This window comes from uncultured Methylibium sp., from assembly GCF_902826655.1.
Taxonomy (GTDB): domain Bacteria; phylum Pseudomonadota; class Gammaproteobacteria; order Burkholderiales; family Burkholderiaceae_C; genus Methylibium.
This window is the reverse complement of sequence record NZ_CADEFR010000019.1, coordinates 40,278-54,497: the sequence shown is the minus strand read 5'-3', so window position 1 is coordinate 54,497 and position 14,220 is coordinate 40,278. Positions and strand designations below refer to the sequence as shown.

Here is a 14,220-nt window from a genome sequence, read left to right as displayed (position 1 = left end):
CAAGCGTGAGCTGATGGCCCTGGGCCTGGCGACGGCCGCATCGACCTGGGCACCGGCGGCCCTGGCGCAGAAGGCCGCGGCCAAGGCCGCCGCGCCGGCCGAGGACATCGTCTTCGGCGCCTCGATGCCGCTGACCGGCGTGTTCTCCTTCGCCGGCATCGCGATCGACGCCGGCATCAAGGACTACCTGACCATCCTGCACGAGGGCGGCGGCGTCAAGGGCCGCAAGGTCAAGTACGTGGTCGAGGACACCGGCTACAAGGTCGACCAGTCGATGGCCGTCTTCAAGCGCATCACCAGCGCCAACAAGGTCAACCTCTACTACGCCGACTCCACCGGCTTCGTGAAGACGGTCAACCCCGAGCTCGAGCGCAACCAGGGCATCCTGATGACCGGCGCCTCCTTCGCCAAGGAGATCAGCAACGCCGACAAGTACCCGCTGCAGTTCATGGTCGGCCCCGACTACAGCGAGATGGTCGCGATCCTGCTGCGCTACATCGCCCAGACCAAGCCGGGCGCCAAGGTCGCGCTGGTCTATTCCGACACCGAGTTCGGCCGCGACCCGGTCGACGCCGCGCGCACCGCGATCAAGGCGCTGAAGCTCGAGCTCGCCACCGAGATCGTCACCGCGCCGGGCAGCGTCGACGTGTCGGCCGAGATCGTCAAGCTGCGTCGCGCCGACCCGGACTTCACCATCTTCCACGGCTACGTGTCGGCGCCGATCCCCGAGTTCATCAACCAGGCCAAGTCGCTCGGCCTGAAGTCGCAGTTCATGGGCACCTTCTGGACGATGGACAACACCACCGTCATGAAGATGGGTCCGGCGGCCGACGGCTTCATGGGCGTGATGCCCTACCGCTACTACTACGACACCGAGGGCAAGTCGCCGATGCTCGAGCGCATCCGCAAGATGCGCCCCGACTACCAGCAGACCGGCTACATGCAGGGCTTCCTGGCCGCGATGCTGCTGACCGAGGCCGCGCGCCGCACGCTCGACGCCGGCAACGAGCTCAACGGCAAGAACATGAAGATCGCCCTCAGCTCGATCCGCAACTTCGACACCGGCGGGATCATCGGCGTGCCGCTGTCGATCAAGGGCAACTCCATCCCGATCGGGCGCATCTACAAGGCCGACTTCAAGGCCCAGAAGATGCTGCCGGCGTCGGACTGGATCGACCTCAACAAGTGATGACACCCCTGGCCGACGGAGCAGCAGCGTGAGCGACGTGATCCTCGACGTCAGCAACATCGAGGTCGTCTACAACAAGGCGGTGCAGGTGCTGCGCGGCCTGTCGCTGTCCGTGCCGCGAGGCCAGATCGTCGCACTGCTCGGCAGCAACGGGGCCGGCAAGAGCACCACGCTGAAGGCGATCTCCAACCTGCTGGAGCTGCAGAACGGCGCGATGACCGGCGGCCACGTGCGCTTCGGCGGGCAGGACACGCGCGGCTTCGCGCCGCACGCGCTGGTGCGAGCCGGCGTCTTCCACGTGATGGAGGGCCGGCATGTCTTCGAGGACCTCAGCGTCGAGGAGAACCTGGTCGCGGCGACCTACGCGCTGACCGGCCGGCGCGCGCGCGGCGCCGACTTCGACAAGGTCTACGAGTACTTCCCGCGCCTGCACGAGCGCCGCAAGGGCCTCGCCGGCTACCTGTCGGGCGGCGAGCAGCAGATGCTGGCGATCGGCCGTGCGCTGATCGCCGAGCCGCAGCTGATGCTGCTGGACGAGCCCTCGCTGGGCCTGTCGCCGGTGCTGGTCGAGACCATCTTCGAGATCATCGCCCGCATCAACGCCGAGCGCGGCACCTCGATGCTGCTGGTCGAGCAGAACGCCTCGGTCGCGCTGGCCGTCGCGCACTACGGCTACATCATGGAGACCGGCAAGGTGGTGATCGACAACACCGCCGCCCGGCTGGCCAGCGACCCGGACGTGCGCGAGTTCTACCTCGGCCTCGGCCAGGAGGGCGGGGCCCGCAGCTTCAAGGACCTGAAGCACTACAAGCGCCGCAAGCGCTGGTTGTCATGAACGGCCTGCCCACCCACCTGACGCTGCCGCAGGCGCTGCGCGCGCACGCTCAGGCGCGCCCGCAGGGCCTGGCGCTGCGCCAGAAGGAGTACGGCATCTGGCAGCCGATAGTCTGGGCCGACTACCACCGGCGCGCGATGCACGTCGGCCTGGGCCTGCGCGCACTCGGCCTGGGCGACGGCGCCCATGTCGGCGTGCTGTCCGAGAACCGCATCGAGTGGGTGCTGTCGCAACTCGGCGCGGGACTCGTCGGCGCGGTCACGGTCGGCGTCTACCCGACCAGCCCGACGCCCGAGGTGGCCTACGTGCTGGCGCACGCCGACGCCGAGATCGTCGTCTGCGAGGACCAGGAGCAGAGCGACAAGATCCTCGAGGCCCGCGCCCAGTTGCCGCGGCTGAAGAAGATCGTCGTGATGGAGAGGAAAGGCCTCGCGGACACCCGCGCGCTCGCACCGGACCTGGTGATCGGCTTCGAGGAACTGGAAGCGCTGGGCGCGCAGGCCGAGCCGGCGGGCGCGGGCTTCATCGACGCCGTGCTCGCCCGCCAGACGCTGCAGGACACCGCGCTGATCATCTACACCTCGGGGTCCACCGGCAAGCCCAAGGGCGCGATGATCAGCTACGGCAACGTCGCCGCGATGGCGCCGGGCGTGGTCGACCGCCTGGGCCTGCGGCCCGACACCAGCCACTTGTCCTACCTGCCGCTGTGCCACGTCGCCGAGCAGATGCTGACGGTCTTCGTGCCGCTCTACCTCGGCTCGCGCGTCGACTTCGGCGAATCGATCCGCACCGTGCAGGAGGACCTGCGCGAGGTCGCGCCGACGATGTTCCTCGGCGTGCCGCGCATCTGGGAGAAGCTGCACTCGGCCATCAGCATCAAGATGACCGAGACCGGACACCTGCGCCGCTGGCTCTATGCGCGCGCGCTCGCCGCCTGCACGCCCTTCGCCTTCAAGGCCGCGCCCCAGCGCAGCCTCCAGGAGAAGCTGGTGTTCGGCTTCTGGTACCTGCTGGTGCTGCGCGCGCTGCAGAACTTCATCGGCCTGCGCCGCGCGCGCGTCGCGCTGACCGGCGCGGCGCCGATCTCGGAGGCCATCGTCCAGTACTTCCGCGTGCTGGGCGTGCCGCTGGTCGAGGTCTACGGCATGACCGAGACCAGCGGCATGGTGCTGGGCCAGGACCCCGCCGCGATCGTGCCGGCCACGGTGGGCACGCCGACGCTCGGCGTCGAGCATCGCCTGTCGGACGTCGGCGAGCTGCAGGTGCGCGGGCCGGTGGTCTTCCAGGGCTACTACAAGAGCCCGGAGGCGACCGCCGGCGCCATCGTCGACGGCTGGCTGCACACCGGCGACGTGGTGCAGGAGGTGCGGGGCTCGCTGCGCATCGTCGACCGCCTGAAGGACATCATGATCACCGCCGGCGGCAAGAACCTGACGCCGTCCGAGGTCGAGAACGCCATGAAGGCCAGCCCCTACATCAAGGAGTGCGTGATCGTCGCCGACGCGCGGCGCTTCGTCGGCGCGCTGGTGCAGATCGACTTCGAGACGGTGTCGCAGTGGGCCCGGATGCAGGGCGTGGTGTTCACGCACTTCCGCTCGCTGGCCGAGCACCCCGAGGTGCGCACGCTGGTGCAGGGCGAGGTCGACGCCGGCAACGCGAAGCTGGCGCCGGTGGCGCAGATCCGCAGGTTCCACCTGTTGACCAAGGAGCTGGACCACGACGACGGCGAGGTCACCGCGACGATGAAGGTGCGGCGCGCCAGCGTCTACAAGTCCTACGCCAGCGAGATCGAGGCCTTGTATGCCTGAGACCAAGGCCGCGCCCATCGCGTCGCCCTGGGGTCCCGTGCGCGGTCGCGCCCAGCAACGCGCGCTCAAGCGCGAGGCGGTGCTGCGCACCGCCGCCCAGCTCTTCAACGAGAAGGGCTATGCCGCCAGCACGCTGGACGAGGTGGCCGAGCGCCTGGGCGTCAGCAAGCCCACCGTCTACTACTACGTCGACAGCAAGGACGCGATCCTGCTCGAGTGCGTGCGCGCCGGGCTCGAGATGCTGCAGCGCGCGATCCGCGAGGTCGACGCCCGCGGCGGCCGCGCCATCGACAAGCTCGATGCCGCGATGCGCGCCTACGTCGACATCGTGACCCAGGACTTCGGCATGCTGATCATCCGGGTCGGCGAGGAGTCGCTGCCGGCGGACGCGCGCCAGAAGGTGCGCCGCATGAAGGCCGGGCTGGACATGGAGTTCCGCGAACTGATCCGCCAGGGCATCGCCGAAGGCTCGATCGTGCCCTGCGACCCGCGGCTCGCCGCGTTCACGCTGGCCGGCGCGCTGAGCTGGATCGGCCGCTGGTACCGGCCCGACGGCGGCCTGGACCCGACCGAGATCGCCGACCACTGCATCGGCGTGCTGATGCGGGGCCTGAGCCGCGAGTCGGTGGCCGTGCCAGAGCCCGCGCCGCGCCCACTGCCGGCCCCCCGGCGCGCACCGCGGCGCCGCACCGCCTGACCCGCACGGAGACCCTGACCATGACCGCCCCCGCACCCGCCCCCGTGCAGATCACGCGCGACGGCGCCGTCGCCGTGCTGCAGTTCAACCGCCCCGCGGCCTTCAACGCGCTCGATGCCCACGCCGCCGAAGCCTTCCACACCGGCTGCATGGCACTGGCGACCGACGCCTCGGTGCGCGCCGTCGTGGTCTGCGGCGCGGGCCGCAGCTTCGGCGTCGGCGGCGACCTGGCGGCGATGCGGGGCAACGCCGCGCTGGTCGCGCCGCAGCTGATCGAAGGCCTGCACGGCGGGCTCAAGCTGCTGGCCGCGATGGACGCGCCGGTCATCGCCAGCCTGCAGGGCGCCGTGGCCGGCGGTTCGATGAGCCTGGCGCTCGGATGCGACCTCGCCATCGCCGCCGACAACGCCAGCTTCAACCTCGCCTACACGCGCGTCGGCGCCAGCTGCGACGGCTCCAGCTCGTGGGCCCTGCCGCGTCTCGTCGGCCTGCGCCGCGCGATGGAGATCGCGCTGCTGTCCGAGAGCCTCGATGCGGCCGAGGCGCTGCGCCTGGGTCTCGTCAACCGCGTGGTGCCGGCCGCCACGCTGGAGGCCGAGACGATGGCCCTGGCCCGGCGCCTGGCCGCCGGGCCGACGCTCGCCTACGGCCGCGTCAAGCGGCTGCTGCGCCAGTCCCTCGACCGCGACTTCGCGGGCCAGCTCGACGCCGAGGCCGAGGCCTTCGCCGCCGGCACCCGCACGCGCGACTTCCACGAAGGCCTCGAGGCCTTCTTCGCCAAGCGCCCGCCGGCCTTCGAAGGCCGCTGATCCCAGGAGATCCACCATGAGCGAACGCGTCCTCGTCGCCGGCGTCGGCATGATCCCCTTCGCCAAGCCCGGCGCCAGCGATCCCTATCCGGTGATGGGCGCCGCCGCCACGCGGGCCGCGCTGGCCGACGCCGGGCTCGGCTACGACGCGGTCGAGCAGGCCTACGTCGGCTACGTCTACGGCGACTCCACCTGCGGCCAGCGCGCGCTCTACGAGGTCGGCATGAGCGGCGTGCCGATCTTCAACGTCAACAACAACTGCTCGACCGGGTCGACCGCGCTCTACCTGGCGCGCCAGGCCATCGAAAGCGGCGTCGCCGACTGCGTGCTGGCGCTCGGCATGGAGCAGATGCGCCCCGGCGCCCTGGGCAACGTCTACGAGGACCGGCCCTCGCCCTTCGACCGCTTCGACGAGACCTGCGCGGCGCTCGCCGGCGACGAGGTGGCGTCCATTCCACTCGCGCTGCGCTACTTCGGCGGCGCCGGGCGCGAGCACATGCAGAAGTACGGCACCCGCCTCGAGACCTTCGCGAAGATCCGCGCCAAGGCCAGCCGGCACGCGGCCAACAACCCGCTGGCCCTGTTCCGCGACGTGCTCGGCGAGGACGACGTGATGAACGCCAAGGCCCTGTGGCCCGGCGTGATGACGCGCCTGATGGCCTGCCCGCCGACCTGCGGCGCGGCGGCCGCGCTGCTGGTCTCCGAGTCCTACGCCGCGCGCCACGGCCTGCGGCGCGACGTGCGCATCGCCGCGCAGGCGATGACGACCGACCGGCCCGGCAGCTTCGCCGACGGCTCGATGATGAAGCTGGTCGGCAGCGACATGACGCGCGAGGCGGCGCAGCTCGTCTACGCGCAGGCCGGCGTGGACCCCAGGGACATCCGCGTCTGCGAGCTGCACGACTGCTTCGCGCAGAACGAGCTGATCACCTACGAGGCCCTGGGCCTGTGCCCGGAGGGCGGCGCCGAGCGCTTCGTCGAGGACGGCGACAACACCTACGGCGGTCGCGTCGTCACCAATCCCTCGGGCGGCCTGCTGTCCAAGGGCCACCCGCTGGGCGCGACCGGCCTGGCGCAGTGCTACGAACTCACCCGGCAGCTGCGCGGCAGCGCCGACCGCCGCCAGGTCGACGGCGTGCAGCTCGCGCTGCAGCACAACCTGGGCCTGGGCGGCGCCTGCGTGGTGACGCTGTACGAGCGGGCCGGCGGCTGAGGCGCGCTCAGCGCTCGGCCACCGCCTCGACCTGGATGCGCAGGTCGACGTCCATCCGGAAGCCGTAGTCCTTGCCGGCGTCGAGCCGGAACTCGTCGCGCCGGATCGTCGCGGTCGCGTCGGCGCCGCAGAGCTCGCGCTTGGAGAGCGGGTGCGGGACGCACTTGAAGTGGCCGATCGTCAGCGTCACCGGCCGCGTCACGCCGTGCAGCCGCAGCTCGCCGACGGCCTGCGTCGGCCGGCCGTCGACGAAGGTCTCGAGCCGGCCCGTGTAGCGCGCCTTCGGGTACTTCTTCGCTTCCAGGAAGTCCTTGCCGCGCGCCCAGGCGTTGAGCGCGTCGTGGCCGAAGTCGATGCTGGCGGCGTCGATCTCGATCGTGACCGTGCCGCTGCCGGCGTCGCGGTCCAGCACGACCTGCCCGCTGCTGCGGTTGAACTTGCCACGCCACACCGAGATGCCCATGTGGTCCGCCTCGAAGCTCGGGAAGGTGTGGGCCGGGTCGATGCGGTAATTGACCGGCGCAGCGGACGCGGCAGCCGCCGACGCCAGCGCCACGATCGGCAGGCAGCTCTTCAACATCCTCGTCATCGAACGCTCCTTGTGTCGGGAACCGGATCGGGCGCCGCGACGACGCGATTGCGTCCCTCGGCCTTGGCACGGTACAGCGCCTCGTCGGCACGCGCGATCATCGCCTCGGCGTGCGGGTCGCCGGGCCGGGCCAGCGCGATGCCGACGCTGACGGTCACCGTCAGCGGCTCGCCGCGCGCGCGCAGCTCGCGCTCCTCGACCAGCACGCGCAGGCGCTCGGCCGAGCGCTGGGCCTCGGCGGCATCGACGTCGGGCAGCAGCACCAGGAACTCCTCGCCGCCGATGCGGCCCACCGCGTCGGTCGACCGGGCGTGGCTCTCCAGCAGCGCGGCCACCTGGGCCAGCACCTCGTCGCCGGCGGCGTGGCCGCGCGTGTCGTTGATGCGCTTGAAGTGGTCGATGTCCACCAGCAGCACCGCGAACGGCCGGTGGTGGCGCTGGAAGCGCTCCCACTGGCGCTGCACCTCGATGTCGACCGCGCGGCGGTTGAACAGGCCGGTCAGCGCGTCGCGCTGCGACACGTGGCGCAGCTGCACCACCAGCCGCTGCGTCAGCATCACCATGAAGCCGAAATTGAACAGCGCGGTGCCGCCGAGGTAGTAATACATCAGCGCGTAGTTGGTCGCCGCGTTGCGCTGCATCTCGACCGGATGCCCGAAGTCCAGCGCCTGGCGCAGCGCCAGCGCCAGCAGCATCAGGGCGATCAGCACGCCGGGCCCGACGATCGCCACCAGTGTGCGCCGGCCGAACTCGGCCTGCAGCGCGCGCCGCGTGGTCCACATCGTGCGCATCACGATGTAGGCCTGGCCGCCATAGGCCAGCACGACGCGCCACGAGGCCTCGCGCTCGTCCGGCCCGACCACTGCGATCGCCCCGGCCACCAGCAGCAGCATCGCGGCCTGCTCGCGGTCGCTGCCGGGCAGGCGCATGAAACGCTCGGTGCCGCGGCGCATCGCCGCGAAGGCCAGCAGCGACAGCACGTTGGCGCCGTTGTAGAAGATCCAGTGCCGCGGCTCGCCGCGCCCGCCGGCCAGCAGCATCACGCCGCCGGTCATCAGCAGGAAGGCGCCCCAGTGCACCACGGCCGCACGGTCCTCGCCGAGCAGCGCGCCGCACAGGCCCCAGGCCACCGCGTACAGCCCCATCTGGAAGCCGACGAGCCACAGCATCGGCGGGATGTTCAGGTCGGGCATGGATCTCGGGCGGGGTGGAGGGTGGTGCGGAAGGCAGGGTACACGCAGGTCGGGCGGTGGTGGCGGCCGGCGAGGCCGTTGACGCCGGCACAATGGGCCGGTCCCGCAGTACCCCCATGACCGACTTCAAGGGCAACAAGCAGTCCCTGCCCCGCAAGAGCTGTGCCGCCTGCGGCCGCACGATGGTGTGGCGCAAGGCCTGGGCGCGGACCTGGGAGGCGGTGCGCTACTGCTCCGACGCCTGCCGCCGCAACAAGCGGCCCGCCGATGCCGGCCCGCGCTGAAGTCCGCCACCTGGTCGTCGTGCTGGGCGACCAGCTCGACCGGGCCTCCAGCGCCTTCGACGGCTTCGACCCGGCGCACGACCTCGTCTGGATGTGCGAGGCGAGCGAGGAGGCCACCCACGTCTGGTCGAGCCAGCCGCGCATCGCGCTCTTCCTGTCGGCCATGCGCCACTTCGCGCAGGCGCTGCGCGACGAGGGCCTGCCGCTGGCCTACCTCGATCTGCACGAGGGCGGTCTCGGGGCTGCGCTGCACCAGGCACTGGCCGCGCGGCGCGTACAGCGCGTCGTGCTGGCCGAGCCCGGCGACTGGCGCGTGCGCGAGGCGCTGCGCGCGGCGGCGGCCGAGGCCGGCGTGCCGATCGAGATCCGCCCCGATCGCCACTTCCTGTGCAGCAGCGAGGACTTCGCGCGCCACGCGCGCGGCCGCAAGCAGCTGCGCATGGAGACCTTCTACCGCGAGATGCGGCGGCGCCATCGCGTGCTGATGGACGATTCCGACGAGGACCAGCCCGCCGGCGGCCAGTGGAACTACGACGCCGACAACCGCGGCGCCTTCGGCCCGCAGGGACCGGGACTCGTGCCGCCGCCGCTGCGCTTCGAGCCCGATGCGATCACGCGCGAGGTCATCGCGCTGGTGAAGTCACGCTTCGGCGCGCATCCCGGCCGGCTGGAGCGTTTCGGCTGGCCGGTCACTCAAGCGCAGGCGCGGGCCGCGCTGGACGACTTCATCGAGCACCGCCTCGCCGACTTCGGCCGCTGGCAGGACGCGATGTGGGGCGGCCAGCCCTGGCTCTACCACGCGCAGATCGCCGCAGCGATGAACCTCAAGCTGCTGGACCCGCGCGCGGTGGTCGCCGCCGCCGAGGCCGCCTGGCGCGCCGGCCGCGTGCCGCTGGCGTCGGCCGAGGGCTTCATCCGCCAGGTGCTGGGCTGGCGCGAGTACGTGCGCGGCATCTACTGGACGCAGATGCCCGGCTATGCGGCGCTGAACGCGCTCGACGCGCGGCAGCCGCTGCCGGCCTGGTACTGGACCGGCGACACCGACATGCGCTGCCTGGCCGACGCGATCGGCCAGACCCTCGAGCATGGCTATGCCCACCACATCCAGCGGCTGATGGTGACAGGCCTGTACGCGCTGCTGCTGGGCGTGGAGCCGCAGCAGGTGCACGGCTGGTACCTGTCGGTCTACGTCGACGCGGTCGAGTGGGTCGAGCTGCCCAACACCCTGGGCATGAGCCAGTACGCCGACGGCGGGCGCATGGCCAGCAAGCCCTACGCGGCGACGGGCCAGTACATCCAGCGCATGAGCGACCACTGCCGCGGCTGCCGCTACGACCCGACGCAGCGCCACGGCGAGCGGGCCTGCCCGTTCACGACGCTGTACTGGGACTTCCTGGCGCGCCACGAGCGGCGCTTCGCCACCCATCCGCGCATGGCGCTGCAGGTCAAGAACCTGGCGCGGCTGCCGGCCGAGGAGCTGCGCGCGATCCGCGAGCAGGCGGATGCGATCCGCGGCCGCGACGGCGCCGCAGCTTAGGGCTCAGGCGGTCGGCAGCGGCGCCGACAGTGCAGCCGGCTCGGTCGGCCGGGCCTCGGGCACCGTGGCGCTGTGCGCCGCCTCGCACCGCAGCGCGCGCACCAGTTGCACCAGGTCCAGGCGCGGCAGCGTGCGGTGCTGTTCGCCCGCACCCACCTCGACCAGCGGCTGCAGGCCGCGCATCGAGTCCAGGCTCGCGGCCTCGCCCTCGGCGACCGGCTGTTCCCAGCGCGCGTTCTCGATCGAGCACAGCGCCTGCACCACCAGGCCGACGCGCTGACCGCCGTCCTCGACGATCAGCACGCGCGCGGTCGACGCGTCCAGCACCGTCGGGCGGCCGAGCAGCGTGCCCAGGCAGACCAGCGGCACCGCGCTGCCGCGGTGGGTGAAGAGGCCCAGCGTCGCGTCGCGCCGCTCGTGCAGCGGCACGGCATGGGCCGGGTAGACCAGGATCTCGCTCGCCTGCGTCAGCGGCGACGCGGTCTCGACCTCGACCTGGTAGGTCAGGTAGGGCCGGCCGCCGAGCGCGACGCCGGCCTGCGCGGTGCCCGGGACCGCGGCCTCCCGGGCATCCCTTGCGGCCTTCGGCCGGCTCAGGCCCGCCAGTGCCGACAGGATCTCGTCGGCCTGCAGCGCGCCGGCGTCCAGCAACAGGTGCTGTTCACCATGGCCCTGTCCACCGTCCTCGTGCCCGTCGCGCGCGCCGAGCACGCCGCGGAACAGGCGTGCGTCGCGCAGGCCCAGCGGCTGCAGCGGCAGGATCTCGGCCGCCGCGACCTGGGCGATGTCGCGCACCTCGTCGAGCATCAGCCCCAGCAGGCCCTGGGCGAAGCGCAGCACGACCACGGCCGACTCGGCCGGATTCGCGGCCTGGCCCAGTCCCAGCAGGCGCAGCGTGTCGATCACCGGCACCTCGTGGCCGTGGTGGTCGATGACGCCGCGGCACAGTTCGCCGACCAGCGCGTTGTCGCGCAGCGCGATGCGCGGCACGGTGGCATCGACGCTCATCGCGGCGATGCCGAAGGGCAGGCCGCCGCAGCGGAACAGCAGCAGCGGCTCGCGCGCGCCGACCGCGCCGTCGCGCGACCCGCCGCTCGGCTCCACCACCATCGGCACGCCGGGCAGGCCGGCGATGCGGCCGGCGTCCAGCAGCGTGGCGACGCCATCCTCGGTCTCGAAACTGTGGGTGGCGATGCCGGCCCCGGCCGGCGTCGCGATGTCCAGCGCATGCAGGCGATCGCCGGCCACGCGCGCCATGCCGCTGACGGCCGACACCCGCAGCCCGAGCAGACGGCCTTCGTGGCGCATCAGCACGACCACGCAGCCGCCGCCCTCCGCCGCCGGCGGCAGGCCCAGCACCTGGCGCAGGTCCAGCACCGGGATGATGCTGCCGCGCAGCCGCACCGCACCGCAGACGCCCGCGGCCGGCACCGGCAGCGGCGCCAGCCGTTCGGGGCAGGGAATGACCTCACGCAGGCTCGCCACCGGCAGCGCCAGCGGCGTCGCGTCGATGCGCATCAGGCCGTAGGCCTGCGCTTCGGACGAGCGATCCATGCCGGCGGCCTCAGGCCTTGGCGCCATTGGCCGTCATCAGCTGGCCGATCAGGCGCTCGACGCTCTTGCTGGCCTGCTGCTGCGTCTCGGTCGACGCGGCGATCTGCTTGATCGACTCGCCGGTCTTGGCGACGCTGCCGACGATGCGCTCGAAGGCTGCCTTCGCGTGCTGCGAGCGGTCGGAGCCGACGTTGACGCGGCTCACCGACTCCTCGATCAGCTTGGCGATCTCGCGCGCGGCCTGCGAGCTGCGCTCGGCCAGCTTGCGCACCTCGCCTGCCACCACCGAGAAGCCCACGCCGTGCTCGCCGGCGCGCGCCGCCTCGATCGCGGCGTTGAAGGCCAGCAGGTTGGTCTGGCCCGCGATGTCGCCGATCACGCGCACGATCTCGGCGATCTCGGTCGACGACTTCTGGATCAGCTCGATCGCCTCGATCGACTTGCGCAGCGCCTCGAAGCCGGTCTCGGCGTTCGCCTGCGTCTCGCCCGACAGCTGCGTGGCGGCCGTGGTGTTGCGGGTGATCTCGGTGATCGCCGCGCCCAGCTCGGCCACGGTGCGGGTCATGTCGTCGGTCTTGCTGCGGATCTGCTGCTCGAGCTTGACCTGGTCGGTCACGTCGTGCGCGTACTTGACGACGCGGATCGGCTCGCCCTTGAGGTTGAAGATCGGGCTGTAGGTGGCCTGGATCCAGACGTCGCGGTTGAACTTGCCGACGCGGTGGAAGCGGCCGGTGAAGAACTCGCCCTTGTTCAGCTTGAGCCAGAAGTCACGGTACTCCTCGGAGAGGATGTAGTCGGGGCTGCAGAACATGCTGTGGTGCTGGTCGGCGATCTCGCGCAGCGAGTAGCCCATGGTGCGCAGGAAGTTGTCGTTGGCCGACAGCACGGTGCCCTCCAGGTCGAACTCGATCACGGCCTGGCCGCGGTCGACCGCCTTGACCTTGCTCTCGAACTCGGAGTTGCGCAGCTTCGAGTCGGTGACGTCGATCGCGAACTTGACGATCTTCATCGGCCGCCCCTCCATGTCGAGGATGGGGTTGTAGGTGGCCTGGATCCAGCACTCCTTGCCGCCCTTGCCGACGCGCTTGTACTCGCCCGACTCGAACTCGCCGCGGCCCAGCTTGTCCCAGAAGCTGACGTAGGCCTCGCTCTGCGTGTAGGCCGGGTCGCAGAACATGCGGTGGTGCTTGCCGCGCACGTCGTCCAGCGCGTAGCCCATCAGCTCGAGGAAGTGCCTGTTGGCGTTCAGCACGTGGCCCTTGAGGTCGAACTCGATCACCGCCTGGGCGCGCGAGATGGCGTTGACCTTGCCCTCGAACTCGGCATTGCGCAGCTTGGCCTGGGTGATCTCGGTGGCGAACTTCACCACCTTCATCGGCCGGCCGTCCATGTCGAAGATCGGGTTGTAGGTGGCCTGCAGCCAGAGCTCGCGGCCGCCCTTGGCGATGCGCTTGTACTCGCCCGTGTCGAACTCGCCGCGGCCCAGCTTGTGCCAGAACTCGGCGTAGGTCTCGGTCTGCGCGTGGCCGGGTGCGCAGAAGATGCGGTGGTGCTTGCCGCGGATCTCGTCGAGCGTGTAGTCGACGGTCTTGAGGAAGTTGTCGTTGGCCCACAGGATGTGGCCCTGCAGGTCGAACTCGATCACCGCCTGCGCGCGGCCGATGGCCGTGACCTTGCCCTCGGTCTCGGTGGTCTTGAGCTTGGCGGCCGTCACGTCGGTGGCGAACTTGACCACCTTCACCGGATTGCCGGACAGGTCGAAGATCGGGTTGTAGGTGGCCTGGATCCAGATCTCCCGGCCGCCCTTGCCGAGGCGCTTGTACTCGCCGGCGTCGAACTCGCCGCGGCCCAGCTTCTGCCAGAACTGCTTGTAGGCCGGGCTGCGCGCGTACTCCGGCTCGCAGAACAGGCGGTGGTGCTGACCCTTCACCTCGTCGAGCGTGTAGCCGGTGACGTCGAGGAAGTTCTTGTTGGCGGCCAGGATGTTGCCCTCCAGGTCGAACTCGATGACCGCCTGGGCGCGCGAGATCGCGTTGACCTTGCCTTCGTACTCGGCATTCGCCAGCCTGGCGGCCGTCACGTCCATCGCGTACTTCACGACGCGCATCGGCTTGCCGTCCTTGCCCAGGATGGGGTTGTAGCTGGCGCGGATCCAGGCCTCGCGGCCGCCGCGGCCCAGGCGCCGGTACTCGCCTTCGTGGTACTGGCCGGTCCGCAGCTTGTCCCAGAACGCCGCGTAGTCGGCGGACTCGGCGTAGGACTCCTCGCAGAACATGCGGTGGTGCTTGCCCTTCACGTCGGCCAGCGAGTAGCCCACCAGCGCGAGGAAGTTCTCGTTGGCATGCAGGATCGTGCCGTCGAGGTCGAACTCGATCACCGCCTGGGCCCGGTCGATCGCCCGCGTGCGACCTTCCAGTTCCAGCAGGCGCAACGCCACGGCGGGCGGCAGGGTGTCGAGCGTGGTGTCGGCGGCAGTGTGGGTCTTGCTCATGGGGGTCTCGGGCAGCGGTGA

12 protein-coding genes are annotated in these 14,220 nt (G+C 71.0%); 8 read left to right on the top strand and 4 right to left on the bottom strand.

The annotated features are described in order from the left end of the window. The first annotated feature begins 13 nt into the window (after positions 1–13). Genes QZV97_RS10240 through QZV97_RS10215 form a run of 6 tightly spaced genes read left to right on the top strand, consistent with a single transcriptional unit; the run spans position 14 to position 6,551 of the window. Complete coding sequence (locus QZV97_RS10240) at positions 14–1,189, top strand: ABC transporter substrate-binding protein (RefSeq protein WP_295641696.1); 1,176 nt, start codon at positions 14–16, stop codon at positions 1,187–1,189. 28 nt (positions 1,190–1,217) lie between these two features. Then, on the top strand, positions 1,218–2,024 hold the full coding sequence (locus tag QZV97_RS10235; protein ID WP_295641679.1) for an ABC transporter ATP-binding protein: 807 nt from the start codon (positions 1,218–1,220) through the stop codon (positions 2,022–2,024). Further along, positions 2,021–3,832, top strand: coding sequence for an AMP-binding protein (locus QZV97_RS10230; protein ID WP_295641678.1), 1,812 nt, complete (start codon positions 2,021–2,023; stop codon positions 3,830–3,832). Before QZV97_RS10235 ends, QZV97_RS10230 begins: the two co-directional genes overlap by 4 nt. Beyond that, positions 3,825–4,529, top strand: coding sequence for a TetR/AcrR family transcriptional regulator (locus QZV97_RS10225; protein ID WP_295641677.1), 705 nt, complete (start codon positions 3,825–3,827; stop codon positions 4,527–4,529). Before QZV97_RS10230 ends, QZV97_RS10225 begins: the two co-directional genes overlap by 8 nt. A gap of 20 nt (positions 4,530–4,549) precedes the next feature. Then, positions 4,550–5,338 carry an enoyl-CoA hydratase-related protein gene (locus QZV97_RS10220; RefSeq protein WP_295641676.1) on the top strand — a complete coding sequence of 263 codons (789 nt, stop codon included), beginning with the start codon at positions 4,550–4,552 and terminating at the stop codon, positions 5,336–5,338. Positions 5,339–5,354: 16 nt separating this feature from the next. Continuing rightward, positions 5,355–6,551: a lipid-transfer protein gene (locus tag QZV97_RS10215; protein ID WP_295641675.1), complete on the top strand. Its 1,197-nt coding sequence runs from the start codon at positions 5,355–5,357 to the stop codon at positions 6,549–6,551. 7 nt (positions 6,552–6,558) lie between these two features. Here QZV97_RS10215 and QZV97_RS10210 read toward each other — a convergent pair whose 3' ends face one another. Both QZV97_RS10210 and QZV97_RS10205 read right to left on the bottom strand, forming a co-directional pair. Then, positions 6,559–7,140 carry a YceI family protein gene (locus QZV97_RS10210; RefSeq protein ID WP_295641674.1) on the bottom strand — a complete coding sequence of 194 codons (582 nt, stop codon included), beginning with the start codon at positions 7,138–7,140 and terminating at the stop codon, positions 6,559–6,561. Further along, complete coding sequence (locus QZV97_RS10205) at positions 7,137–8,333, bottom strand: GGDEF domain-containing protein (RefSeq protein ID WP_295641673.1); 1,197 nt, start codon at positions 8,331–8,333, stop codon at positions 7,137–7,139. Before QZV97_RS10205 ends, QZV97_RS10210 begins: the two co-directional genes overlap by 4 nt. A gap of 116 nt (positions 8,334–8,449) precedes the next feature. Here QZV97_RS10205 and QZV97_RS10200 point away from each other — a divergent pair, with 116 nt between their 5' ends. Together QZV97_RS10200 and QZV97_RS10195 are read left to right on the top strand one after the other, a co-directional pair. After that, on the top strand, positions 8,450–8,617 hold the full coding sequence (locus QZV97_RS10200; RefSeq protein ID WP_295641672.1) for a DUF2256 domain-containing protein: 168 nt from the start codon (positions 8,450–8,452) through the stop codon (positions 8,615–8,617). Continuing rightward, positions 8,601–10,154, top strand: a complete 1,554-nt coding sequence (locus tag QZV97_RS10195; protein WP_295641671.1) for a cryptochrome/photolyase family protein — start codon at positions 8,601–8,603, stop codon at positions 10,152–10,154. The genes QZV97_RS10200 and QZV97_RS10195 overlap by 17 nt, the downstream gene beginning before the upstream one ends. Before the next feature lie 3 nt (positions 10,155–10,157). On the opposite strand, the gene QZV97_RS10190 is transcribed toward QZV97_RS10195, so the two are convergent. Next, positions 10,158–11,708: a chemotaxis protein CheW gene (locus QZV97_RS10190; RefSeq protein ID WP_295641670.1), complete on the bottom strand. Its 1,551-nt coding sequence runs from the start codon at positions 11,706–11,708 to the stop codon at positions 10,158–10,160. A 10-nt stretch (positions 11,709–11,718) separates the two neighbouring features. Beyond that, positions 11,719–14,199 carry a PAS domain-containing protein gene (locus QZV97_RS10185; RefSeq protein WP_295641669.1) on the bottom strand — a complete coding sequence of 827 codons (2,481 nt, stop codon included), beginning with the start codon at positions 14,197–14,199 and terminating at the stop codon, positions 11,719–11,721. Positions 14,200–14,220 lie beyond the last annotated feature (21 nt).